At 51.1% G+C, this 22,331-nt stretch carries 24 protein-coding genes; 8 read left to right on the top strand and 16 right to left on the bottom strand.

Annotated features, from left to right (window positions below):
• Positions 1 to 11: 11 nt before the first annotated feature.
• Complete coding sequence (locus PSAB_RS06040; protein WP_025333677.1) at positions 12 to 275, bottom strand: helix-turn-helix transcriptional regulator; 264 nt, start codon at positions 273 to 275, stop codon at positions 12 to 14.
• A 121-nt stretch (positions 276 to 396) separates the two neighbouring features.
• On the opposite strand from PSAB_RS06040, the gene PSAB_RS06035 reads away from it, so the two are divergent.
• Positions 397 to 783 (top strand): helix-turn-helix domain-containing protein, encoded by a 387-nt coding sequence (locus PSAB_RS06035; RefSeq protein ID WP_025333676.1) that lies wholly within the window; start codon positions 397 to 399, stop codon positions 781 to 783.
• 242 nt (positions 784 to 1,025) lie between these two features.
• The gene (locus PSAB_RS06030; RefSeq protein WP_025333675.1) at positions 1,026 to 1,238 is read left to right on the top strand and encodes a helix-turn-helix domain-containing protein; all 213 of its coding nucleotides are present in this window, start codon (positions 1,026 to 1,028) and stop codon (positions 1,236 to 1,238) included.
• Between the two features lie 252 nt (positions 1,239 to 1,490).
• On the opposite strand, the gene PSAB_RS06025 is transcribed toward PSAB_RS06030, so the two are convergent.
• On the bottom strand, positions 1,491 to 1,826 hold the full coding sequence (locus tag PSAB_RS06025) for a hypothetical protein (RefSeq protein ID WP_025333674.1): 336 nt from the start codon (positions 1,824 to 1,826) through the stop codon (positions 1,491 to 1,493).
• A gap of 165 nt (positions 1,827 to 1,991) precedes the next feature.
• Between PSAB_RS06025 and PSAB_RS24990 the strand changes: the two genes are divergently transcribed.
• Complete coding sequence (locus PSAB_RS24990; RefSeq protein ID WP_158442558.1) at positions 1,992 to 3,131, top strand: stalk domain-containing protein; 1,140 nt, start codon at positions 1,992 to 1,994, stop codon at positions 3,129 to 3,131.
• A 112-nt stretch (positions 3,132 to 3,243) separates the two neighbouring features.
• Positions 3,244 to 4,464 (top strand): tyrosine-type recombinase/integrase, encoded by a 1,221-nt coding sequence (locus PSAB_RS06020; RefSeq protein WP_025333673.1) that lies wholly within the window; start codon positions 3,244 to 3,246, stop codon positions 4,462 to 4,464.
• Between the two features lie 127 nt (positions 4,465 to 4,591).
• Here PSAB_RS06020 and purU read toward each other — a convergent pair whose 3' ends face one another.
• Together purU and PSAB_RS06010 are read right to left on the bottom strand one after the other, a co-directional pair.
• Positions 4,592 to 5,491 (bottom strand): formyltetrahydrofolate deformylase, encoded by a 900-nt coding sequence (purU, locus tag PSAB_RS06015; protein ID WP_025333672.1) that lies wholly within the window; start codon positions 5,489 to 5,491, stop codon positions 4,592 to 4,594.
• 42 nt (positions 5,492 to 5,533) lie between these two features.
• On the bottom strand, positions 5,534 to 6,661 hold the full coding sequence (locus PSAB_RS06010) for a deoxyribonuclease IV (RefSeq protein WP_025333671.1): 1,128 nt from the start codon (positions 6,659 to 6,661) through the stop codon (positions 5,534 to 5,536).
• Between the two features lie 170 nt (positions 6,662 to 6,831).
• Here PSAB_RS06010 and PSAB_RS06005 point away from each other — a divergent pair, with 170 nt between their 5' ends.
• A complete protein-coding gene (locus PSAB_RS06005; RefSeq protein WP_025333670.1) occupies positions 6,832 to 7,296 on the top strand; it encodes a DUF2621 family protein in 465 nt (154 codons plus the stop codon).
• Positions 7,297 to 7,360: 64 nt separating this feature from the next.
• A complete protein-coding gene (locus PSAB_RS06000) occupies positions 7,361 to 8,260 on the top strand; it encodes a TIGR01777 family oxidoreductase (protein WP_025333669.1) in 900 nt (299 codons plus the stop codon).
• A 31-nt stretch (positions 8,261 to 8,291) separates the two neighbouring features.
• Here the strand turns inward: PSAB_RS06000 and PSAB_RS05995 are convergent, their stop codons facing one another.
• From PSAB_RS05995 to PSAB_RS05940, 12 genes are all read right to left on the bottom strand, one after another.
• On the bottom strand, positions 8,292 to 10,052 hold the full coding sequence (locus PSAB_RS05995; protein ID WP_025333668.1) for a DUF6382 domain-containing protein: 1,761 nt from the start codon (positions 10,050 to 10,052) through the stop codon (positions 8,292 to 8,294).
• 27 nt (positions 10,053 to 10,079) lie between these two features.
• The gene (locus PSAB_RS05990) at positions 10,080 to 10,595 is read right to left on the bottom strand and encodes an A24 family peptidase (RefSeq protein WP_025333667.1); all 516 of its coding nucleotides are present in this window, start codon (positions 10,593 to 10,595) and stop codon (positions 10,080 to 10,082) included.
• A gap of 26 nt (positions 10,596 to 10,621) precedes the next feature.
• Entirely contained in the window at positions 10,622 to 11,632 is a 1,011-nt protein-coding gene (locus PSAB_RS05985; RefSeq protein WP_038595601.1) for a TadE/TadG family type IV pilus assembly protein, read from the bottom strand.
• Positions 11,633 to 11,651: 19 nt separating this feature from the next.
• Positions 11,652 to 13,880, bottom strand: a complete 2,229-nt coding sequence (locus PSAB_RS05980; protein ID WP_025333665.1) for a hypothetical protein — start codon at positions 13,878 to 13,880, stop codon at positions 11,652 to 11,654.
• A gap of 22 nt (positions 13,881 to 13,902) precedes the next feature.
• Positions 13,903 to 14,598: a TadE family protein gene (locus PSAB_RS05975; RefSeq protein ID WP_226991773.1), complete on the bottom strand. Its 696-nt coding sequence runs from the start codon at positions 14,596 to 14,598 to the stop codon at positions 13,903 to 13,905.
• The gene (locus PSAB_RS05970) at positions 14,588 to 14,776 is read right to left on the bottom strand and encodes a Flp1 family type IVb pilin (protein ID WP_025333663.1); all 189 of its coding nucleotides are present in this window, start codon (positions 14,774 to 14,776) and stop codon (positions 14,588 to 14,590) included. The genes PSAB_RS05975 and PSAB_RS05970 overlap by 11 nt, the downstream gene beginning before the upstream one ends.
• Before the next feature lie 12 nt (positions 14,777 to 14,788).
• Complete coding sequence (locus tag PSAB_RS05965) at positions 14,789 to 15,667, bottom strand: type II secretion system F family protein (RefSeq protein ID WP_226991772.1); 879 nt, start codon at positions 15,665 to 15,667, stop codon at positions 14,789 to 14,791.
• A gap of 5 nt (positions 15,668 to 15,672) precedes the next feature.
• Positions 15,673 to 16,644, bottom strand: a complete 972-nt coding sequence (locus PSAB_RS05960; RefSeq protein ID WP_025333661.1) for a type II secretion system F family protein — start codon at positions 16,642 to 16,644, stop codon at positions 15,673 to 15,675.
• Positions 16,632 to 17,912: a TadA family conjugal transfer-associated ATPase gene (locus tag PSAB_RS05955; RefSeq protein ID WP_025333660.1), complete on the bottom strand. Its 1,281-nt coding sequence runs from the start codon at positions 17,910 to 17,912 to the stop codon at positions 16,632 to 16,634. The genes PSAB_RS05960 and PSAB_RS05955 overlap by 13 nt, the downstream gene beginning before the upstream one ends.
• Positions 17,909 to 19,072, bottom strand: a complete 1,164-nt coding sequence (locus tag PSAB_RS05950) for a P-loop NTPase family protein (RefSeq protein ID WP_025333659.1) — start codon at positions 19,070 to 19,072, stop codon at positions 17,909 to 17,911. The genes PSAB_RS05955 and PSAB_RS05950 overlap by 4 nt, the downstream gene beginning before the upstream one ends.
• A gap of 219 nt (positions 19,073 to 19,291) precedes the next feature.
• Entirely contained in the window at positions 19,292 to 19,768 is a 477-nt protein-coding gene (locus PSAB_RS05945) for a thiol-disulfide oxidoreductase DCC family protein (protein ID WP_025333658.1), read from the bottom strand.
• Positions 19,769 to 19,862: 94 nt separating this feature from the next.
• Positions 19,863 to 20,141 carry a hypothetical protein gene (locus tag PSAB_RS05940; protein ID WP_025333657.1) on the bottom strand — a complete coding sequence of 93 codons (279 nt, stop codon included), beginning with the start codon at positions 20,139 to 20,141 and terminating at the stop codon, positions 19,863 to 19,865.
• A 333-nt stretch (positions 20,142 to 20,474) separates the two neighbouring features.
• Between PSAB_RS05940 and PSAB_RS05935 the strand changes: the two genes are divergently transcribed.
• Together PSAB_RS05935 and PSAB_RS05930 are read left to right on the top strand one after the other, a co-directional pair.
• Complete coding sequence (locus tag PSAB_RS05935) at positions 20,475 to 21,548, top strand: FecCD family ABC transporter permease (protein ID WP_025333656.1); 1,074 nt, start codon at positions 20,475 to 20,477, stop codon at positions 21,546 to 21,548.
• Entirely contained in the window at positions 21,548 to 22,330 is a 783-nt protein-coding gene (locus PSAB_RS05930) for an ABC transporter ATP-binding protein (RefSeq protein ID WP_226991771.1), read from the top strand. The genes PSAB_RS05935 and PSAB_RS05930 overlap by 1 nt, the downstream gene beginning before the upstream one ends.
• Position 22,331 lies beyond the last annotated feature (1 nt).

The following is a 22,331-nucleotide window of genomic DNA, read 5'->3' as shown; positions in this document are numbered from 1 at the left end:
CATAATCACTCCTATGCTGATTTGTTCACTTTTTGAACATTTCGGTTAAAAAAAAGATACTCGATCGGCTTGTCTAAAGCTTTAGCTATACGATACGCTACAGGCAGAGAAGGAAGCGAGTAACCTCTTTCGATGTTCGATAGTACAGAACGTGTGATTTTAGCCTTCTTTGCAAGTTGTTCCTGCGTCATCCCTTTTTCCAAGCGAGCTTGCGTCAATTTAGGAAGTGGCTTAAGTTCTTTATCAGTCAATATGTTCACCTCACTTTCGTTCATTTTTTGAACTTCTTGATCATAGTATAAGTTCAATATCTGAACATGTCAATACTTTAAGTTCACTTTTTGAACGTTTATTTTATGAACATTTTACTTTACAATTACAGGAGGAAAAGCGAGGATGGTGTTTTTAATGAGTCACGAGTTCAAAGATCGGCTAAAAGAACTCAGAATATCAAAAGGTTTTTCCCAGGATAAATTATCTGAAGAATTAAAAATACCGGCTTCTTCAATAAGGAGGTATGAGACAACAGGAGAGCTTCCTAAAAGAGAACGACTAGAAATTATTGCAGACTATTTCGATGTTTCGATCGATTATCTTGTAGGTAGAACGAACACTAAAAATAAAAAATACTCAGAAAATGTTAGAGAAACAATTGAGGCATATAACATTAGTAATGATGAGGTAATTGCGAAAATAAAAATAGCAGATGAAATAATCAATTTGCCAGATGACAAGAGAAAGATTATCGAAGATTTATTGAAGACGTTTAAAAAAGACATCTAATCTAAGCAATTAATCGATTGATGAGTGGAATTATTAATTTATTCATTTCATCAATTTCGCAATCAGCGGCAGTATTCATTAATGTCATAAGCTGTTCCCTGCTTGTCCGAAGTAAGATTTCATAAATCTCATCAGTAGACATAGCGATTCTCCATTCTCGTTCTAAGCGATTAGTAAGTTTATTTTATACGAACGACTGTTCTTGTTCAACCCAAAATAATGTAAATACGCGAGGCGCGATCATGGGCTACAAACCTGGTCGATGCCTACTGAAACAAAAACTTAGAGAAATCAAGAGAAACCAGCAATGGTTAAGCGAGGCTACAGGGATTAGCGAGTCTGCAATTTCCGATTATGCGAACAACCGGAAAGTAATGATGCTTGCTACGGCAGCAACGATCGCAAAGGCCATTGGTTGCTATATCGACGATCTCTATGATTTTGTTAAGCAGTAGGTAATGAGCGGCATTTGCTGCTCCGACCCGGCGAGAACTTCACTACCTAGTGAAGTGGTAGCGCTATTTATGACTCGTCTGATAAATCTAACACACCCTGCACAAATATGTATTTACAATCTACTATTCCTAAAAAAGTAATTGAGGTTATTTCTGTAAAACTAGAATAACAGATATTTACTGTCATAAAATGTCGAATCTAGGGGGATGAATCACCCCATCACCCCCATTCAAGTATCTTGACAATACATACTAAATAAGCTTGCGTCGTACAAATGTTACCGTATGGTCAATGAATGTGATTTTAGATCCATTTTCTGCAGGTTCTGTTTCCATAATTCGGCTTAAATTAACAAGCGTAGAACTATCAAGGGGCTTATATCCATATTTTGAGAAGGAAATGGAAGCTTCACGAAGTGTTGTGAGTGCTAGATATGTGCCGTTCGAGGTGAAAAATGCGAGGCATTCAATAGAGTTTTTAGTTTTCTGCCACTTGTAAACGAAGTTCACATCTTTGACAAGGTCAATTTCGACAAAATCTTTATCTACATCTCCTGTTGTCTTCATCCTTACCACTGGTATTTTCATGTTTACTCCTGGTTGTAATATTTATTACCATATTAACCCCGTAGTGGTTAGATTATCATTGCGTAAAATATACCAAGTAAATTAAAGTAATTCGTGGGAAATGACGAGAAATAATATATATAGCAAATTCCGCAGCCGATGCGGATGATAAAGGGGAACTGTCCAGTGAAAAAAATAATTATTAGTGTCATCTTAGTATTATTACTCATTCCTGCTTCCGCTTCTGCAAAGTCCACTTCTCTATCGCTAGTTATAAATGGTAACTATATAGCTAGTGCAACTTCTCCTATAATCATAAATAACACAACATATATACCAATGAGAGCGCTATTCGAGAACATAGATTTCACTGTTGTCTATTACCCGGAATACAAATCAGCTCTAGCATCTTATAATAAAGGCCCTTTTGAGATAGCTTTCACAATTAATTCAAATAATGTCGATGTTAGTTCAACGTTCTTAGAGTCAACAACAAAAAAAATAAAAATTTCAGGAAAGCCAATTTTTTTAAAAGGAACTGTCTATGTTCCGATGAGAGCATTCAGTGAACTTCTTGGCGCAAATGTTAGTTATGATAAATATAGATATGCAGTTTATTTTAATTCAAGCGTTGAAAAAATTCGGAGCAAAGTATATCCATTAGTAGGTTTGCCTTTAGAAGAAGGTGCTGCAACAAATAATATTGATATTGTAAATAATGATACAAAAAAAGTTTTATCGGCAAAAGAGATTGCACAACTAATGGATCGTGTAGGATATGTTATATCATATGATAATCAAGGTAATCCTATATCATCTGGTTCTGGATTTACTCTTGCAGGAGGTATTTTTATAACAAACCATCACGTTGTAGAAAATAGTTCTGGAATATTAGTTAAATTAGATGGTACAGTATATGATTCTAATGGATGGTATAAATTTGATAATCCAACAACTGATATATTTGGAGTATTTCTTTCTACTTCATACAATGAAAATGGTGGTATTACCGGAATTTCACCTTCTAAATATCTAAATTATGATGTTAATTTACCTGAAGTTGGTGATAAGGTTTATGCAATAGGTAGCCCTCAAGGATTGGAAAACTCACTATCTGAAGGTATTATATCTGGAATTAGGACAATTGATGGGATTACAACTATACAGCATACTGCTGATATAGATCACGGTTCTTCTGGTGGGGCGTTACTTGATGAATATGGAAATGTTATAGGAGTTACTAATGCTGGTATTAGCGGAGGTAATTTGGAATTTGCGATTCCTATAAAGTATGTAATAGATGAACTAAATAAATTATCAAATTAATTTTTATTGATAAAACAACTCTCCTATACCAGACCGTACCTAAATGGGTATGGTCTTTTTGCTGTACCTCACCTACAATACAGGCATAGAGAGATTTCAAGGAGTGATATGGATGCAGGGTCATTTTTACAAGCCTCATTGCAAGTGTCCAGGTAAGAAGAAAAAGAAATGTAGTTGTGGTGCAAAGTGGGCTTTCATCATTGATGTTGGCATCAATCCTATGACCGGCAAGCGCAAGCAAAAGAAAAAAGGTGGATTCGATACAAAGGGTGACGCTGAAGCAGCTGCTGCAATAATGCTGGCCGAGTTGCAGCAGGGAACATTCGTAGAGGAGCCTAACACCTTATTCAAGGATTTCGCTGATAGCTGGTACAAATACTACGAATCCACCGGAACAGTTAAGCCCGGAACGGTTAGGATGCGTAAATTTACAATAAAGAACTTGCTGCCTTACCTGCAATATTTGAAGATGAAAGACATAAACTTGGCCACTTATCAAAATGCACTAAACGAACTTCATGCAAAAGGCCTGTCCCATAGCACATTGGTAGGGATACAGAATACCGGAAAAATGATCTTTAAATGGGCAATGGAGAAATCTGTGATTAAGTCTGATCCTACATTATATTCATATATCCCGAGGACAAGAGAAACGGTTGAGCAACTGGAGCAAAAGAATGAAGAGATAAACTACCTAGAAAAAGAGGAATTGGCCCTGTTCTTAGAAGCATCTAAGACCAAAGGTCTGGAGAGAGATTATGTTATTTTCATGATGCTGGCTTACACCGGAATGAGAGTCGGGGAGCTTTGTGCATTAAAGTGGAAGGACATTGATTTCGAACAACATCGGATAAGCATTACAAAGACGATCTACAGTCATAATAAAAGTGTCAAGGAATATGAATTGCTCACGCCTAAAACAAAAAGTTCAACCCGTATCATAGAGATTGATGAGGATCTTATCAAAGTGCTGGAAGATCATCGTGCGCGGCAGAACGAAGTTCGAATGAGGCATCGTAATGTTTATCACGATAAAGACTTTGTCATTGCTAAAATGAAATCTAATTACGGTTACCCTGAATATATAGGTACAATTGAATACAGAACGAAACGGTTAATAAAATTAACAAACTTAAATCCGAACATAACGCCCCACAAATTCAGACACACTCATGTTTCCTTACTTGCTGAACTTGATATTGGGCTACAAGAGATCATGGATAGACTCGGACATGAGGACGATACAATTACAAAAAATGTATATTGGCACGTGACAAAACCAAAGAAAAAAGAGGCCTCTACAAAGTTTGCAGATATGCTCAGAAGCCTCTAAAAAATACTTTTGTTACCCAAATGTTACCCTAAACTCATTTGCTTTAGAAAAAAACCTTATATATCAATGGTTTAGCCAAGTTTCTAGATTATATGCTTTTTTACCAGTAAAGCAAGCAGCTATTCGATTAGTTGAACACAACCGTCTTATTCTGATGCACAAGGATACGGTCCTCGATATGCCATTTGACCGCCCTGGCAAGAACGACGCGCTCAATTGTGCGGCCGATCCGCTTCAGTTCGCCGACGTCATCCCCGTGGCTGACCCGCTGCACATCCTGCTCGATGATCGGACCGCCGTCCAGCTCTTCGGTTACATAGTGAGCCGTAGCACCGATAATCTTCACCCCGCGCCGGTACGCCTGGGCATAAGGATTGCCGCCGATGAAGGCCGGAAGGAAGGAATGATGGATGTTGATAATCCGGTTTCTGTAATGCTCTATAAACGACGGCGAGATAATCTGCATATACCGCGCCAAAATAATGACGTCGATATCCTCTCCGACTACCTCCAGCTGGCGCCGCTCAGCCTCGGCCTTCGTATCCGCCGTTACCGGAATGTGATGATACGGAATGCCGAAAGACTCGACATACTCCTTCATATCGGCGTGGTTGCTCACAACCAGCGCAATATCGGCATCCAGATCCCCGGCCTGCCACTGCCAGAGCAGCTCGACAAGGCAATGATCCTCCTTGGAGACGAAGATCGCCAGCTTCTTCTTATGACTGACATTGAATATTTGCCAGTTCATTTGAAACTGTCCGGCGATTTTGCCGAACTCCGCCTGAAGCTGCTCCATGCGCCGTTCCAGCTCCGGAAGATCAAATTCAATTCTCATAAAGAACATTCCGCCGGACGGGTCCATCGTATACTGATCCGATTGCACGATATTGGCGCCGTGATCGAATAAAAAACGGGACACCGCAGCGACAATTCCCGGGCCGTCCGGACAGGAGATGAGCATTCGCGCCCGGTTCGGGTGCTGCTCGTCCGAAGAAAAATGTTCTCTTTTTACATGCAGTTCCATGGTGTTCGTTCCATCCTCTCGTCATTCACGCAAAGCATAAGTTTAAGCGTTAACCAGCAGCTCTTTGCCCGCCAACCAAGCGATCAGCCGGTGATTAACCGCTTCTTCGCTCAAGTCTGAGAACAGACCCGCGGCGATTACTTGATCATACAGGCGTTCCAGCGGCTCGCGCGGATCGGCCTTTTTGGCCTTGGCATCGTTCTTGAGCACATTCCACACGTCCAGCACATACTTCCTTGGGTCAAGCTCCTGCTTGGCAAAGAAAGCGTGCAATTCCTCGACCTGCGCCAAAAACTCTCCGCCGAACCGTTCCTGCACATTGCCGCGCAGCAGCGCAATTTCCGCTTCGTACATCGGCCGCTGGGTCTTGGCGTCTTTGCCGATCCACGGCGTTTCAAGTATGAACGGGCGTCCTGCAAGCAGCTCATGATGAACGACCCGGTTAATCGTGTCAAAACCGATCCAGCCCGAACCGATCGGCGCATGGCGGTCTTTGCGCGCACCGCTCGGATTTTTGCTGTCGTTGATATGCACGACCCCGATCCGATCCAGCCCGACAATTTTGTCAAACTGCTCAAGCACGCCGTCCAGATCGCCTACAATATCGTAACCGGCATCGTGGATGTGGCATGTATCCAGGCAGATCGACAGCCGCTCGTTGTGCACGACCTTATCGATCATGGCAGCGATTTCCTCAAAGCTCCGGCCCATCTCCGTTCCTTTGCCGGCCATGGTTTCAAGGGCAATATGGACCTCCGTCTCATGCGTGCCCCCCAGCACCTCATTCAGACCGTCGGCAATCCGCTGGATGCCGTATTCCGCATCCTTGTCCGTATATGCGCCCGGATGAAGCACAATATGCTTAACCCCGAGCGCGTGGGTGCGGTGGATCTCCTGCTGGAGAAAATCGACGGCAAGCTGGTAGGTGTTATCTTTGTATGATCCCAGGTTAATGATGTAAGGAGCGTGAACGACAATCTCTTCTACGCCGTTTTCCCGCATCGCGGCTTTGCCTTCTTCGGGATACATGTCTTCAATCGGCTTTCTGCGGGTATTTTGCGGTGCGCCTGTATATATCATAAAAGAGCTTGAACCGTATTCATTCGCCTCATTTGCCGCGCTGAGCAGTCCCTTGGACCCGCACGACACATGGGAGCCAATTTTTAGCATGCCGTTTTCCCTCTTTCTCTCACGAATTAAAACTTATTTTATCGTGATTGGGACAAGAAATCTAGGCATTGCCGATATCTGGCTTCCTCCTTCGCAAAACGCGTAGCATACGCTATAATTTAAGTTGAAGAGAAAGCTGTGATCATCATCATTGATGAGGTGATTCCAATATGTTTATTAGATCAGGGCTTGGCTGGTTATCCGCGTCACCGAGCAGCTTATTTATGAACACGATCGCTTTCTGGACATTTCTGCTGCTCGGCTGCATGTGCATCGGCGGCTATTTTATGTTCCGCAAGTTCCTCAAAGTGCTGCCCAAGGCGGACGGAAAATCCAAGCTGGACTGGCAAAACTACTGGGTGGAACGCAGCCGTCCGCTCTGGAGCGACGAATCCAAAGCCTTTCTCGACCAGCTGGTGCAGCCCGTACCGGGGCCGTTCCGCGATATCGCCAAGCACTCCATTGCCGCCGAAATCGGCAGGATCGCCATCGAAAGCAGCGCAACCGAGGTTACGCGCGATCACTGCATCAGAGGCTACATTTCCGCCACTCCAAGGCGCGACAGCCGCTTCCTGATTCAATTCCTGGAAAAGAATCATATCGACTACTCCCCATACCGCCATTTAATGAAGTAACTTTTTAATAGTTTTGGAGCACTCCGGGCGCCGCAGCCCCTTAAAGGCAAGGAGGCCATAATTAATGAAAGCGATTATTTGCGGGGGCACCGGTTTTATCGGTACCGCCCTGACTCACTACTGGCTGCAGGCAGGGCACGAAGTTATTGTTGTGGCCCGTAAAGTGCCGAACCAAGCGTTAGTTCACCCCATGCTGCTGTACAGAACCTGGGAGGAGCTTACTATTGATCCCGTGCCTGCGGAGGGAGCCCATGTCCTCGTTAATCTTGCCGGCGCCACCCTGAATCAGCGCTGGAATGAACACGGCAAATCGCTCATCCGGCAGTCCCGTATCGAAACCGTTGCCGCGGCGTCCAAACTGCTCGGCGCTCTGAAATCCAAACCGCAGGTGGTCATTCAGGCATCCGCCGTTGCAATTTACGGCACATCGCTTAAAGACTCTTTCGATGAATCCTCTCCGCCGAGAGTAATGGATTTCCCTTCAGAGGTCGTGAAGACCTGGGAAGATTCCGCTGATCTTGCCTACCATGGTTTTCGGCTAGTCAAGCTGCGGACCGGCGTTGTGCTCGGCAATGAAGGCGGCGCCTTCCCGAAAATGAAGCTTCCCTACATGCTCGGCTTCGGGGGGAAAATCGGCAGCGGCCAGCAGTGGCTGTCCTGGATTCATCTTGCCGACATGGTCGCTTTGATTGATTACTGCGCCGCCAGCCCTGATATTTCGGGTCCCGTTAACGCCACCGCTCCTAAGCCTGTGACCAACGACCAATTCGGTTCCGCCATCGGAGAAGCGTACCATCGTCCCCACTGGTTCCCGCTGCCTGCCTTGCTGCTGAAAGCCGCTCTCGGTGAGCTGTCGGAGATTTTGCTGGAGGGCCAGCGCGTTCTTCCCGCCAAGCTGCTGGAGCATGGCTTTGTGTTCGCTTATCCCGAACTTCCGAAAGCGCTGCGGCAGCTGAGAGCATGAGCTTGAGCACTATGGCACTATGCATGAACCGTTAACGCTGATAAAAGGTATAATTTCCTTTTATAATCGTGAAGACGTCTCCGTCGGTCAAGGGATATTCCTTGTACGGAACCATCGCCTCCCCTTGAAACCGCGTGCCGTTGCGCGAATCCAGATCTTTTAGCACATAGCCGCCGCCGCTTCGGAATATTTCGGCATGCACTCTTGAAGCACCCTCCGACGTTTCCGTGTACTGCGCCACCTCCGGCGAACGGCCGATAATAAAGCTCGTACGATTCAGTTCGATTTTCTCCGGTTTTTCGCTTCCTTCTTCCCTTCTTTCAAGATAGGGCACCGATCCTTCGCGGAGCTTCATTTGTTCCGAGGCGGGAGTTTGCTCTCTAGACAGCAGCATAGTCGCCGGGTCAGAAACCGCGGCATTCGGGTAGTCTTCAGCTGCTTCAACCTCCGCTCCATCCCATTCGAATTCGTGAATTTCGGCCATAACCCGCTTATTCGGGTCAATCGGCGCAGGATTAAACCGCTGAAATCCCTCAAGCTTCTCTCTCTTCCGTCCAATGGACGGTTGCAACGTTCCGAACCCACGGGACATTCCAAATTCCGGCCCCCGTTCATCCTGTTCTTCTTCCGCCTCTTGTTCTTCCACAGGGTCAGCGCCTAATTTCCCCGCCCATATTAGCCCGTTTAATGCAATCAGCAGCAGCGTGGCGATTCCGCAAAGAATCAGCGCCAACCTACCGGGATGATCGAGATACAGGTATTTCCACAGCAAGGCGTCCAGCAGAACGCAGCTCAGTAAAATATAGGTCTTTTTTGGGGAGTGCCCATCCTTGCGCGATTGAAGGGTGCCAGAAACCGCCTCGGGCTCCATATGGTCCTCTTCCTGACAGCCTCTCTCCCTATCTCCTTCCCGCTTGTCTTCTTCCCGCCTCCCCTGAAAAAAAGAACTCCCGCTCATCCATTCGGCCAGCGGCGAAGCCTTATCCCGTGAAGCTTCGGGGGAGTCCGCCGGGGAACCCGATCTGCCGAAAAAGCCATTGTTCACATTCGGGCCAACACGCTGCGTGGGCGTTTTTTGACCATTGTCAGCAAATTTATGAACCGCTTTATCCGGGAATGTTTCATGCAAGGATCGCTCCATCGGGTAACCCCCGGTTCCCATCAATGGTTTAGCGACCGCCGTCGTCTCCTCATGCGCTGCCGTTTGCCGATCCCCGCCGTCTGTTAACAGCTCCGAAATGAGCTGCTTCCACCCTCTGACCGTAAACTCATCTTCGCCGCAGTAGTGCAGCAGCCGCTGGACGCCGTCTCCTTTCAGCTCCCCTACACTTGGCATCAGCGCCATAATCAGTCTCTTGAGGCTCTCTCCCAATGACTGCGCCGGTTCGACGCTCTCAAGAGGAACGTACGTCAAGTACACCTTCCCCCTTTGCAGCGGGCCTTCAATAAAAATATAATCCTCATGAAGCGCATACTGCCCGGGGTGCAGCATATGCAGCCGGCCGTCCTCCATCCCTTGGGCGATCTGCAGCAGCAGCCCGTAAAATTCGTCCAAGGTCATCCTGACTCCCTTGAGCAGATGCGAGAGCAGCTTTTTTCCCGATACCGCATACTCCAGTGTAACGCTCAAATCCACCTCTTTAAGAAACAGCCGAAGATGGTGCGGAATAGTCAAGGAGGACAGCATGCGGCACTGAACCGGATTGAGCCTGGATACCGGCATTCCCTCCCGCCCTCCAAGCACCATACGGATACCGTCCTGCTGCACAAAATCCCTGGTTAATCCAAACAATAGACATCACCTCCCATGTTCAAACCTTCAAATCCAGCCACCCAAAAAGGCGGCTGCCGCTCCGGGAACCACAGCAAGCATAAAAGGAAATCGCAGCATATCGCCGTCTCGGCTTTTGAACAGCGTCCATTTCGGCATATAAAAGATTCCCGTCAGCAGTCTTGCGACACTCCGCAGCCGCCGAAAGCCTTCCCGCCTCTTAAGCACGATGATCCAGCCGATTGCGGCCGCAAACAGCAGCGAGTACACAATAACCTGTATTGTGAAAAAATATCCCGTCCAAGCCCCGATACCCGCAAAAAGCTTGACATCCCCCGCCCCGACAGCTCCTAATACATGCATGAGCAGTAGCGGTAAAAATCCTGCGGCAGCGCCGGCTCCCGCAAACAGCACGCCCTTCCAGCCGCCGGAAAGCCCCTGAGCCAGAAAGCCCATAAGCACCGCCGGCGCCGTGATCCAGTTCGGTATCTTCATCGTCAGCGTATCCGTTAGGAACGCTACCGCCAAAAAGGGCAGACATCCCCAAAACGCCCATTCATTCATAGACTTGCTCCTTTTTTTCCCGTGAATCAATTCGGTTTATCCGCCACATAAAATTTGCCTTCCACCGATTGGCCGTCCTCTGTTTCTATAACGAAAGTCGGCCATGAGCCCGGCGTCGTCTTGCCGCCGATTCTCCATTCCCACTCGATGTAGCCGTTCTCGTCCGCTTTCTTCCAGCCCAAATACTTGGCGGTGCTTTTCCCGGATTTGTAGAAAACCGTGAGATTCGCCGTAGCATTCGGCTCTATTTTGATCCGGATGACGCCTTGTTTGTTCGGCCTTGCAGGATTCGGCTTCTCCAAAACGGCAATGGCGCTGCCTTCTTCCGCTCCGCTTTCCTGCCCCCCGCTTCCGCCTTCGCCTGTATCTCCGATCCATAACCGCTCGACGGCAGAGGCCTCCAGCACAATGCTGCGATTGAGAAACGGCACCTTCATCGGTAGCTTATAGCTGACCTCAAGGCCGAAATAAGGCTTTGATCCGGCTCCCAGCTTAGGAACTGTCACATTCGATACGTGGATTCGCCTGTAATCCAGCATATCCGAAGCGATGTACGGCTTAAGCAGCGGCTTGACGGCCGCATCCAGAACGGCTTCCGAGCCTTTGGCCTGAAGCTCCTGAAGAGGACCTTCTCCCTTCCGGGCAGCGCCCCTGATCCAATCGTCAAGCGGCGGAGGCAGCTCGGAGGCATATTGTTCGGCCCAATCGGAAACCGACAGACGCGGAATCGTCCAAACGGACGGCTTGTCCGCAGGCGCTTGACCATTTATCTCATTTACCGCGTTCCCCGCTTCACTAGAAGCTGTCGAGGTCTGCTCTGCCTTCTGCACCGCCAAGGCGGCAGGGTACATATGCGTGGCGACTTCTTTTACCGTATCGGACACGGTGCTTTGCAAAGCGGTTGAATACAGAGTCATCTGCACAATAAAAATGAGGAACAGCACAAACAGCAAAAACATCGGCAGCACCATAGCCGCTTCCACGACCATGCTGCCTTCATTATTAAACCTCCCTCCCTTTTTTAGCCGGTCCTTCATTGTCCCTCTCTGCCTCCCGTCAGTACGCAAAGTCCGCCCTCACCGATCTGAAATAAGTATGACCCCCAACCTCTCCCGGAACCGCGCCCGTATGTTGAAGCAGCTTCATGATGCCGGGCAGGAACCATAGCCTCATTCCTAAACGCACTTCAGCAGAAGCGTATGTGCTTCTTTCTGCCGGATTAACGCCCGTATTCAGCCGAATCAGAGCCAGCATCCGGGAAAGCTCTGCCTCCCCCGAGCCATGCAGCACCAAAAACAGGCGCAAATAATCCCGGTAGGTCAGCTTAGCAGGCACGAATTCGGATAAAGGAACCGCTCCATCGCGGCAGAGCATAATCATATCCTTGACCGCTTCCGTCAACCCGTACACCAGTGCCGCCGCCGCAACAAGCAGCGGATTGCCCAGCTCTGCCCTTTTTACAAAGCCCTCCATCGTGCGGATAGCGAGCCGGGCCGCGAAAATTTCACTATATGCCGCCCCTACGTTCAGCCCCGGCTTATTAAAGCCGTACAGGATATATTCCAGCTCCTGGCTGTGCGGATCAAGGTGCTCTTTTAGCCGCTCACCTATCTCTTCAACCGAGCCTTCGGCTATTCCCGACAGCTGCGACAAATCGAAATGCGGAAAATATTGCGCGGCATATTCGCTTTGAAACAGCCTGTCCCTTGAAGCAAGCAGCACGCTGCCAATCGCTTCGTAAAGCTTGTCCATTTGGTCCATAGCCGTGCTCTCAGCGGCGTAAGGATCGCTATCCGCAGGCGCATCCGCCGAGCTTTCCGCCAGGCCTTTGTTATAATCGATACTTTCTTCATAGTATTGATTTAATAATTCGTAGCGCTCCAGCGCTTCTTTTGCACCGCCGCCCAGATTGCGAAGAGCATCGATAATCTTTAGTGCCTCCTGAAGCTTGGTCTTCGCCTCTTGTTCCAGCTGTTTTCGCTGATTGTCCGAGCCGCGGTGCTTCCCGATTTCGTCCGCTTCCCGGCCGATCACGCCTCCACCGTTCCCGTAATCGCGCAAATAGGCGTCAAGGGCGCCCGCAGCTCCGGTCACCGCATCCTTCATCGCGTAGCTGTTTCGCCCCCAATACGGGTCTATTTCCTCCGGAAGGGAGGAAGCCCGGGAGTGAGCAGCCCGATAAGCCGCTTCCTGTTCCGCCAGACTATTTTCCATGCGGCTAAGGTCCGCCGAATCCAGCAATAGCTGCTCCGCTTGCTCACGCAAGCTGGGGCGAGCAGAGGTGCTTGGCTGTGAATCGGGGATATCCCAGGAATCGGCAGAAGCATAGCCGCTCCCTGCGCTGCCGTTTTTGTCCTGATTGATGGCTTCGCGCATTTGCTCGTTTATTGTTCTCGCTTCATGAAGCGCATCGCTCGCCTGCCGGATAAGAACGGCGTGATCATTCTGCCAGGCGGAAAGCTCGCCTCCAAGTCTGGACAGAACCGCTGCCGATTGCTCAAGATAAGAAGCGGTAACGTCGGTATACATGGGCGGTTTCTTCGGTCCTCTATTCATGTCCAGAGTGGTCTTCCACACATAATCGTTGTACTGGGCGGCGATATCCGCAGCGCTCGTAACGGCACCGATGGAACTATCGGCAATGCCCCCGGCTGCCGGATTTTTAATAAGCGTGAGCGGCCTCCGGGCGCTTTCCGCCGCCTGCCGTCTGCGTTCCAGCATCCGGTCGAGCGCCGCCTCCCGCTTGTCATACAGCGGCTGCAGCCTGGCGAATAAGTCCGCTGTGCGGGAGGCTTCCTCCATCGCCCCGGACAGCGGCTTGAACTTTCCCGCAAGCTCCAGAGCAAAATCAACCGGAGCCTTGTATTTCATGTCTTCATTTATTTGACGGCGGAACGCGTCATAGCTGCCCAGCGGTCGGCTCCACTCGATCGTTGAAGAATCCAGGCCCAAGGTGATCAGATTAAAACCGTCGCCGCGGCCGCTTTTATGAAAGGATTCGGCAATCGCGCGGGCCATCATTTCGTCTCCGTCACCTCCGCCGAAGGCAAACAGTCCATACTGTCCCATCAGTTCGACGTCATACGCCGACATCGCCGAGTGCAGGCCCGCCCGGGTCAGCCGCTCGCCCTGCACACTGGCGGCAGCCATCCGCGCATAATCGATAAGCACCGCGGAGAACAGAAATACAAAGGCCAGCACCATAATCAAAAACACCGAAACCGACCCATCCGTCTGTTTCCATCTGCTTGTTAACCGCTTTGCACGGCGGATTCGGTTCGCCATTTGTTTATTCATCCTTCCCAAGTTACCGTTTGCCGAGTTTGGACATCATAGAGGAAGCATCCTGCCTCTTCATGGCCTGCTCCGGTTCCGGATTTCCCGTGTTCCCGTGAAATTTGGCTCCATAGTAACGCATCAACTCCACGGTGCGGATAAACTCAACCGGCTCGGCAACAAGAGACTGCGCGGCCACCTCGGGCCTGGCTCTATCCGAAAGAATCTCGTCCAGAACAGGCAGGTTCAGCATCCGCTGAAGCCTGGTTTTTACTTTTCTTCCCGTAAGGGCATAGCTGTAGCTCATTTCTCCCCTGATGTTGTCCGGCATTCTCATCGCGGACTTTTCCAGCTTGACCGCCGGAAGATTGCCCTCTTCCGCTCCGCCGTCCGGCAGCTCTATGGCTGCGGCTGAGCCGTTCTCTCCGCTCCCGAACAGGCTGCCCAGCAGACGGTCGTCTCCAATTCTCCAATAGAGGGAATCATATTCCCCCTGCGGAAACGATCCGTCTCCGGCTTTGTGGCTGTTGTCCCAGTTATAGGCCGCACGTTCGGATGCGGAAGAGGCCATTTGGAGCAGCATCGACTTCTGGTAGCTGTACAAACAGAAGAACAGCAGCAGCATGGTTACGCACATGATGATCGGCAGCACCATAGCCGCCTCGACGGTGAAGCTTCCTTCGTCGTTACGGATTTTGTTCAGCATCGCAATCGGATTATTCTTCAAATACTTCCTGGCTCTTTTCGCCGGCGGTATCGATCAGATCCGAGATCACCTCTTTGATCTTTTGGCGGAACAATACGACAACTGCGACCAGTACGGCAATAATCAGAATCATTTCGAGTGTGCCCAGACCTTCCTCATCCCGCCAAAAACTTTTGCTCTTCTCCACAATCGCTAACATGCTCTCTACCTCCTACATATTCATCATCATAAAAGCCGGAGTGCCTACCAATACAATTACAACTACAAAAATGACAACCATCGGAAAAACGAGCTTTGAGGAAGCCTGCTCCCCTCTCGTCCGGCTGACCGCCTTGCGCTTCTCCCACAGCAGCCGCGATAAATCGCGAAGCGCGAGCGCGAAATCGCTCCCCCCTCTTCGGACGTTCAGCAGGACCGTCGTCGTAAAAAGCGAGACTTCCTGCACGGCGCAGCGCTTGCTGAAATTCTCGAAAGCCTGCTGGAACGAGTAGCCCTTCTCCCACTCGCCGGTCATGACAAGCAGTTCCCGGTACAGCGGATGATCGTCATTCTTCCGGCTTTCCAGACAGCGCGTAATCGCCCGCTGCACCGTTTCGCCCGCACTGACCAGCAGCACGATTCCGCTTAACAGATCCGGCAGCTCCATCATAATGAGCTGTTCGCGAAGCTTGACCTTTTTGTGCAGATCGGCAGCAAGCGCGGCCGGTAGCAGGACAGCCAACAACATACCAAGAACGAACGCGGCCGATTCACCGCTAAGCATCGTAAGGCTGCTGCCTCCCAAAGCGAACAGCCAGCCGTAGGCCAGCATTTCTCCCATGAACAGCAGCGTTATTTCCGCGCTGTGGCGCTGCCCGTAGATCTGCTGCACCGACCGCTGCAGCCGAAAGACGAATACCGGAAATCTCCGGGCGATACCCCCCTTCTCCAGCAGGACAAGCAGCGGCTCCGAAACTTGGCGCAGACGAAGGCCTTCCACAGGCAAAGTTCGTAAGGCAACGTATCTTCTCCCGCTCATGGTACGGAGCGCGATCCAGCTTAGGGCAAGCGCAATAGCGGCCAAACCGCAAATCCATCTCAGATTTCCCACTCTCCTTACAGCGGAATGTCCATGATTTTGCTTGTCCAGAAATAACAGAGAATCAGTGAAGCCAGCGCAAAGGTCGAAATGACGATGCCTATCCCACTGTACATCGGATTCATATAATCCCCGGCGCTAAGGCTCATAAACAGCAGCATAACCAGCGGAGAAACAAGCAGAGCCTTGGACTCGAACCGTTTCTGCGAAACGCTGACGGCAATTTCCTGCTGAATATCCAGCTTCTCGCCGATAATGCTTGAGGTGCGTCGCACCACCTCCACCAAGTCACCTCCCGTCCTTTTGCAGACGGAGAAGACGTCGGCGAACCGCCGGATATCCTCCATTCCCGCCCTCCTGCTGAAATCCTGCAGCGCCTCTTCGACGGGCTGTCCGTATTCAAGCCGCGCACAGATGATATTCAGCTCAGCAATCATATCGCTGCCGCCCTCCGGGTCCAGCATCTTCAAATCCTGCACCGCTTCGCGAAAGGCATTCTCCACCGACCTTCCGGCGGACAGCGAGGAGGACAGCGAGAACAGCATCTGCTTAAACTGGAGATTGAGCGCGGCGCGCCGGCGCTTCTTCAGGTAATCCCGCCATATACGCGGGGCAAAATATCCTCCCGCCGACAGCACCAAGGCAATCAGCGGGTTGTGATAGAACAAATAGCCGATTCCAAACAAGATCAACCCGCCTGCCGCTGCCGAAACGATGCTCTGCCGCTTATTCAGCGTATACACCGTGTAATCGGGCAACTGCTGCGCAGAGGCACCTCCCCTTCCCGCCTGTCCAGTGCTGCTTTGGAGGGTTGGAGCCTTGGCATAATCGGCTGTTCCCCGGCCAACCCGCGTGATATCGCGCTTAACCAGCCTTCCGCCGGAATGAAGATGGGCATCTATGGCATGTGCCGGTTCGCGACTGCCCGGTCCAAATCCGGCTGGCAGCAAATTCCCCGGTGCCCGGCCCTTTCCAGTCATTTTGAACATCCGTCTGTCTCTCCTCCTCTCTTAATTTCACCGCCAAACCGATCCAGCGGAGTAAAAGCTATTCCTGCCATAACCAGCTTTGCCGTATTCCGCAAAGGGTTGCCGCAAGCTTCCAGCTCACCCTTCAGGCGGCCGTCACCTTCGCCGGTTTCGCGGAACGCATACAGCGGATTCAGCTTCACTTCTCCGCCCTCCAGCCCCATGACCTCACTGATCTCCGTGACCCGCCGCGAACGGTCGCGCAGCCTCGCCAGATGGACAAAAATATCGATCGCCGAGCCGATCTGCTGCCTCACGACCGCAACCGGCAGATCGGCGCCGCTCAGCACCATCGTCTCGAGCCTGCTGATCATGTCGCGCGCGCTGTTCGCGTGGCCGGTGGACAAGCTCCCATCATGGCCAGTGTTAAGCGCCTGCAGCATATCCAAGGCCTCGGCGCCGCGCACCTCGCCGATGACGATCCGGTTCGGCCGCATCCGTAGCGACGAACGGATCAGATCGCGGATGGAGATTTCCCCTTTGCCCTCCGTGTTGGCGTTCCTCGTCTCCAGCGACACCAGATTCGGCACGGTAATGATTTGCAGCTCCGCCGAATCCTCAATTGTAATGACTCTCTCTTGCGACGGAATGAATTGGGATAGAGCGTTCAAGAAAGTCGTCTTGCCCGAACCCGTTCCGCCGCTGATAAAGATGTTGTATTTAGCGGCGACTAGCGTCTTAAGCAGGCCCGCCGCTTCCCGGCTGATGGCCTCTCTGCGGACAAGGTCATCCATTGTCATCGGCGACTCGGGAAACTTGCGGATCGTCATCGCCGGCCCCTTCAGCGCTACGGGAGGGAGCACAATATTGACCCGCGACCCGTCTTTCAGCCGGGCATCGACAATCGGCGACGATTCATTGACGACGCGGTTGACATCGGAAACGACGATCTGGATAATATCCTCCAGTCTCGAAGCCGATTCGAACGCCAGCGGCAGCCGGCGGATTTCCCCTTCCTCCTCGACAAAAATATCCTCATGGCTGTTCACCATAATCTCGCTGATGGCCGGATTGTCCACGAGCGGCTGAAGCACGTCCAGACCGCGAAAAGAATCAAACAGCCTCCGGACAAGCCTGTGCTTCTCCTGCGCCGTTAAGCGCCGCAGCTCTTCCCGCTCAAAAATCGTCCTTTCAATATGCGAGATCAGTTCACTGTTTCCGACGGAGGAGGTCACATCCAGCCCTGAGCGTATTTCGCCGCGAAGCTTACGGAACAGCTCGTCATTCATACACTCTCTCCGCCTGAAACCAGCCCCGGCAGCGCAAGTCCCGTAATCATCCCGCACAGCTTCAGAATACCGCGCTGAAACTGCGGTGAATTGAGACTCAGTTCTCCTCTGTTCGGCAAGCTCCACGAAGAGATGAAGGGCAGAACGACATCCGGCAGCAAGCCTTCCGGTAATGGCGCCTGCGGGTTATTCTCCCTTGCGAAGTTCACCGCGAACATGCTCTTGCCGAGCAAATCCCCATTCTTCCCGGCATCGGGAGAGATCAAATGATGCAGCCATTTCCCTGTCTTGAACATGCTCACCTCGTCGTCCCGCAGCACCCAGACAAGGTGCCCGCAGCGCTGCAGCACCGCTTCGGTCCGCTCATCCCCGATATTGCCCGTATCGACAATAACAGCGTCGTAACCGCCATTCGCAGTCAGAAGCTCCAGCAGTTCCTGCGCATCTCTTGCGCTCATCTGCTGCATTTCCTTTATATTGCCTATGGGCCTGAACGTGTCGCAGCGCAGCGCTTCCTGCCTGACCGCATAATGTCCTATGTTGATCGCCAAAGGATTACCGCTCTCTCTCGTCGCCTGGATCTCGTAGAGAAGCCGCTCAAGCCCCGAACCATTCCCCCCTGGAGGCCGCAGGAACAGCCCGCTACTGTCAACCGTTTCAAGATTCAGATAAAAGACGGACAATCCCTGACTCCCGAGCTGCTTGGCTATGTTCATCGCGACCGTCGTTTTACCGCTGCTGCCGCTTCCCGATACCACTCCCAGCAGCATTGTGCCTTCGTTCAGGGCCGGAGCCATACGGCTTCGCTGAATGTCGCACAGCTGCAGCATGGAAGTGAGCAGCGCGGGCAGCGCCTGATATTTGGCAATTTTCTTGCCGCCGATAACGCTCTTGTTCTTCCCGGACGCCATGCCACCCGCTTCTTCCAGAATGGCCCACGGCACCGCCGCCCGGCCTCCAAGCAGCCACGCTTCGATGAATGCCGGATCGCCGACAACCGCCTCCGGTGTCTCCCCGTCCTTCATGTACTCTGCAAAAGCTTCCATTCGGCTGAACGCCTTAATATTCAGCATTTCGCCATACTCGCTATGCTGGACGTAATGCAGCAGCGGTTCAATGTACTGGGTTTCACGCACGGCGAGCACGAGGCTGGCGGTCATTTTATCCTCCCCTTTCCTCAGTCCCCGCAGCTGCGGGAACCGGACAAGTATCCTTTAAATGGTATAGAAACAACAAAAAAAGCACCGCTCATAACCGCGACAAGCGGTTAAATGAACGGTGCTTCCGTTGCTATTCCTATAATTTACAGTTATACTAGCACACTTATCGGGAAGCGGCAATATTTAAAAATCGGAATAATCGGGCTCCAATTCCCGGGCTTATAAGAAACGCCGCCGGATATCCGGCGTAGGCAAAAGGCACTGCTCATCGCGTCCGAACCAGCGATAACGATTCCTCGCGACGTACCGGTACAGCCTGTTGCGCAGCGGAGCCGGCACGGCGATCAGCAAATACGCGGCTGGCCAGGGAAAGCGGAGCCCGCGCAGAATGCGGAGGGCCGCAGCCGACTCCGTGTAATACTCCCCTTTTTCCACAAGCACTACCGTATCCAGCCGATCCGCATCAAGTCCGCCTTTTTCCAGAAGCTCACGGCCAATGTCGCTCTGCAGCGGCGCGAAGCGAAAACGCCCTGCGGGATCGCGGGGAATAATAAAAGTCACAAGCCAACCGCACAAATGGCACATACCGTCGATCAACACGATGGACGTCTCCAGGGTATCCACAGGTTTTATGGTATGTTGCTGGTCTCCCGGCACCTCCAAGACAACCTTTTCCTTCCTTTTCTTATGGCTCATCCGGGTCCGCTCCTTTCTGTATACTCTATCCTTCCCCATTTTTCGGCAAAACAAAAACGCGGGATAATTCCCGCGTCTCCACATTTCTTCGTCTTTACTCGGCTGTCGTCTTCTCAATCCAGTTATCGCCGATCATTTGGTCTTCCAGTTCACCGGTGAAGGCTTCCATACATTTACAGATGAAATCCTTGCGGCAAATTGGGCAGGGAGTCTTGAGCAGACGGCTGATGTTCGTCATTCTCCACTCCGGAAACCGATGGTAGAACGCGCGGCACTCCGTTCCGTCGGCTAGCTTGATAATGAATTCGTACAGCCCTTCCTTGTCGTTGCTGCTGGCCTTCGTCACGTTCGTAATTACCGGTTTATAAGACATGTTCATCACCTGTTATCTTTAATTTTGGCTCGTCCAATATGTTCTCGTTCGAAAGTACAGATACTTAGACATCTTAAAGAATTTTAGGAGTGATGTCAACCGAAGCCGAGAGGAGACGCCAGCTGAAAAAAACAAAAAAAATCGGTAAATGTTCAAATTTGGATAAAAGCAGTTGTGAAGCAAGGCAATAAGCCGTTTTTCAACATTCAAAATATATCTAAATATATATAAACATAATTCATTTATGCAAAATGTCATAACGAAACTTTTCTATTTATATCAAAATGTAAAAAGCTTCGGTTTCAGAATATTTTCAGAAAAGGAGGATGCAGAATGAACCCGAAGAGGAACCAAACTTACGCTATACCCGGTCAACCGGCAGAATTTCGCGGCATGCTCAAACGGGCAGTTCGCATCGTTCTGATATTCGGGCTGCCGTTTGCAGTACTGCTCCTGTCCTTTACCATGGGGCGTTACAGCGTTTCGCTGCCGCAGATGGCGGACATCATTCGGGCCCATCTGCTCGGATTGCCCGATCCGGGACCGGCTTCCACAAGCATCGTCCTGCTCCATGTGCGCCTTCCGCGAATCGCAGCCGCTCTGCTGGTCGGCGGAGCGCTGGCCGCCGCCGGCGCATCATATCAGGGCTTGTTCCGCAATCCGATGGTATCGCCGGATATTTTGGGTGCCTCGGCCGGAGCGGGATTCGGCGCGGCGCTGGCGATGCTCATGTCGTACGGCCCTGCCGGCATTCAGCTCATGTCGTTCCTGATGGGCATGGGGGCGGTGGCGCTAACCACCTTCATCGGATCGATTGTCAGCCGCAGGGGCGGAGCGGTACTTTCCCTCGTACTGACCGGGATCGTCATTTCCACCGTGTTCACTGCGCTTACATCAATCACCAAGCTGGCTGCCGATCCTGACAACAAGCTTCCCGCCATTACGTTCTGGCTGATGGGCGGCTTGTCTCTCACCGGACCCAATGATCTCATCATCCTTGCTCCGCTCGTGCTGATCGGCTTGACGCCGCTGCTCCTGCTGCGTTGGAAGCTGAATGTGCTGTCTTTCGGCGAGGAAGAAGCCCAGGCGCTGGGCGTCAATACAACGCGCATTCGGTTCATCACCATCATCAGCTCCACACTGCTGACCGCCGCTGCCGTTTCCGTCAGCGGAATCATTGGCTGGGTAGGTCTAATCGTGCCGCATCTCTCCCGCATGGTTGTCGGACCTAACTACAAAGTGCTGCTGCCTGTCTCCGCGCTTTACGGCGCAGCGTATTTACTGCTTGTCGATGATATCGCCCGCAGCGCGCTTACCCTGGAAATCCCACTTGGAATTTTGACCGCCCTAATTGGCGCTCCCTTTTTCATATTGCTGCTCATTACCGGAAAAAGGAGCTGGGAATAATGCTGGAAATCCAGGACCTTTCCTGTGGATATGACGGAAAGCCGGTGGTCAGAGATGTCTCTTTTTCGGTAAGGGCCGGAGAGATTATGTGCCTGCTGGGTCCCAACGGCGCAGGGAAAACAACCTTGTTCAAAACCCTGCTTTCTTTCCTGAAGCCCTTGGAAGGAACCATTAGTATCAATGGGCACAGCACCGCAGGATGGTCGAGACAAATGCTGGCCCGGGCCATAGGTTATGTTCCCCAGGCGCACAGTGCCCCATTCCCTTATCGTGTCATCGATGTGGTGACAATGGGCCGCACCGCCCATCTCGGCTGGTTCGCGGCACCGAATGCCAAAGATAAGCGCATTGCAGACGAAGCCCTGCACAGTCTTCAGATTCATCCCCTCCGGGACCGGATCTATACGGAACTGAGCGGCGGAGAGCGGCAGTTGGTCCTGATCGCCCGGGCGCTGGCGCAGCGGTCTGACATCCTGATTATGGACGAGCCGACGTCCAATCTCGATTTCGGCAATCAGATCCGGATGCTGGAACAGATCCGGCTGCTCAGCAACCGGGGAATGACGGTCGTCATGACGTCGCATTTTCCGGACCACGCTTTTTTATGCTCCGACAAGGCGGCGCTATTGCGCCGGGGACAGCCTTTTTTGGCAGGCACCGTTAAAGAAGTCGTAACATCCGGAAATCTGAAATCCGCTTACGGCATTGATGTTGAAGTAGCGGAGTTTACCGCCGCAAATGGACAGAAAGTGAAGACCTGCATACCGCTTATGCAAGCGTAGA

Source organism: Paenibacillus sabinae T27 (assembly GCF_000612505.1).
Lineage (GTDB): Bacteria > Bacillota > Bacilli > Paenibacillales > Paenibacillaceae > Paenibacillus_AQ > Paenibacillus_AQ sabinae.
The sequence above is the reverse complement of the archived record's forward strand: the minus strand, read 5'-3'. Positions and strand labels throughout refer to the sequence as shown.

Coding starts and splice junctions, on each gene's coding strand:
- PSAB_RS05985 (WP_038595601.1), bottom strand. CDS start 11,632: ATGAAGGACCGGCTAAAAAAGGGAGGGAGGTTTAATAATGAAGGCAGC.
- purU (WP_025333672.1), bottom strand. CDS start 5,491: ATGGAACTGCATGTAAAAAGAGAACATTTTTCTTCGGACGAGCAGCAC.
- PSAB_RS05950 (WP_025333659.1), bottom strand. CDS start 19,072: ATGACCGCCAGCCTCGTGCTCGCCGTGCGTGAAACCCAGTACATTGAA.
- PSAB_RS05955 (WP_025333660.1), bottom strand. CDS start 17,912: ATGAATGACGAGCTGTTCCGTAAGCTTCGCGGCGAAATACGCTCAGGG.
- PSAB_RS06030 (WP_025333675.1), top strand. CDS start 1,026: ATGGGCTACAAACCTGGTCGATGCCTACTGAAACAAAAACTTAGAGAA.
- PSAB_RS05970 (WP_025333663.1), bottom strand. CDS start 14,776: ATGTTAGCGATTGTGGAGAAGAGCAAAAGTTTTTGGCGGGATGAGGAA.
- PSAB_RS05930 (WP_226991771.1), top strand. CDS start 21,548: ATGCTGGAAATCCAGGACCTTTCCTGTGGATATGACGGAAAGCCGGTG.
- PSAB_RS06010 (WP_025333671.1), bottom strand. CDS start 6,661: ATGCTAAAAATTGGCTCCCATGTGTCGTGCGGGTCCAAGGGACTGCTC.
- PSAB_RS05945 (WP_025333658.1), bottom strand. CDS start 19,768: ATGAGCCATAAGAAAAGGAAGGAAAAGGTTGTCTTGGAGGTGCCGGGA.
- PSAB_RS05980 (WP_025333665.1), bottom strand. CDS start 13,880: ATGGCGAACCGAATCCGCCGTGCAAAGCGGTTAACAAGCAGATGGAAA.
- PSAB_RS06035 (WP_025333676.1), top strand. CDS start 397: ATGGTGTTTTTAATGAGTCACGAGTTCAAAGATCGGCTAAAAGAACTC.
- PSAB_RS06000 (WP_025333669.1), top strand. CDS start 7,361: ATGAAAGCGATTATTTGCGGGGGCACCGGTTTTATCGGTACCGCCCTG.
- PSAB_RS06040 (WP_025333677.1), bottom strand. CDS start 275: ATGAACGAAAGTGAGGTGAACATATTGACTGATAAAGAACTTAAGCCA.
- PSAB_RS05940 (WP_025333657.1), bottom strand. CDS start 20,141: ATGTCTTATAAACCGGTAATTACGAACGTGACGAAGGCCAGCAGCAAC.
- PSAB_RS06020 (WP_025333673.1), top strand. CDS start 3,244: ATGCAGGGTCATTTTTACAAGCCTCATTGCAAGTGTCCAGGTAAGAAG.
- PSAB_RS06025 (WP_025333674.1), bottom strand. CDS start 1,826: ATGAAAATACCAGTGGTAAGGATGAAGACAACAGGAGATGTAGATAAA.
- PSAB_RS06005 (WP_025333670.1), top strand. CDS start 6,832: ATGTTTATTAGATCAGGGCTTGGCTGGTTATCCGCGTCACCGAGCAGC.
- PSAB_RS05935 (WP_025333656.1), top strand. CDS start 20,475: ATGAACCCGAAGAGGAACCAAACTTACGCTATACCCGGTCAACCGGCA.
- PSAB_RS05990 (WP_025333667.1), bottom strand. CDS start 10,595: ATGAATGAATGGGCGTTTTGGGGATGTCTGCCCTTTTTGGCGGTAGCG.
- PSAB_RS05960 (WP_025333661.1), bottom strand. CDS start 16,644: ATGTTCAAAATGACTGGAAAGGGCCGGGCACCGGGGAATTTGCTGCCA.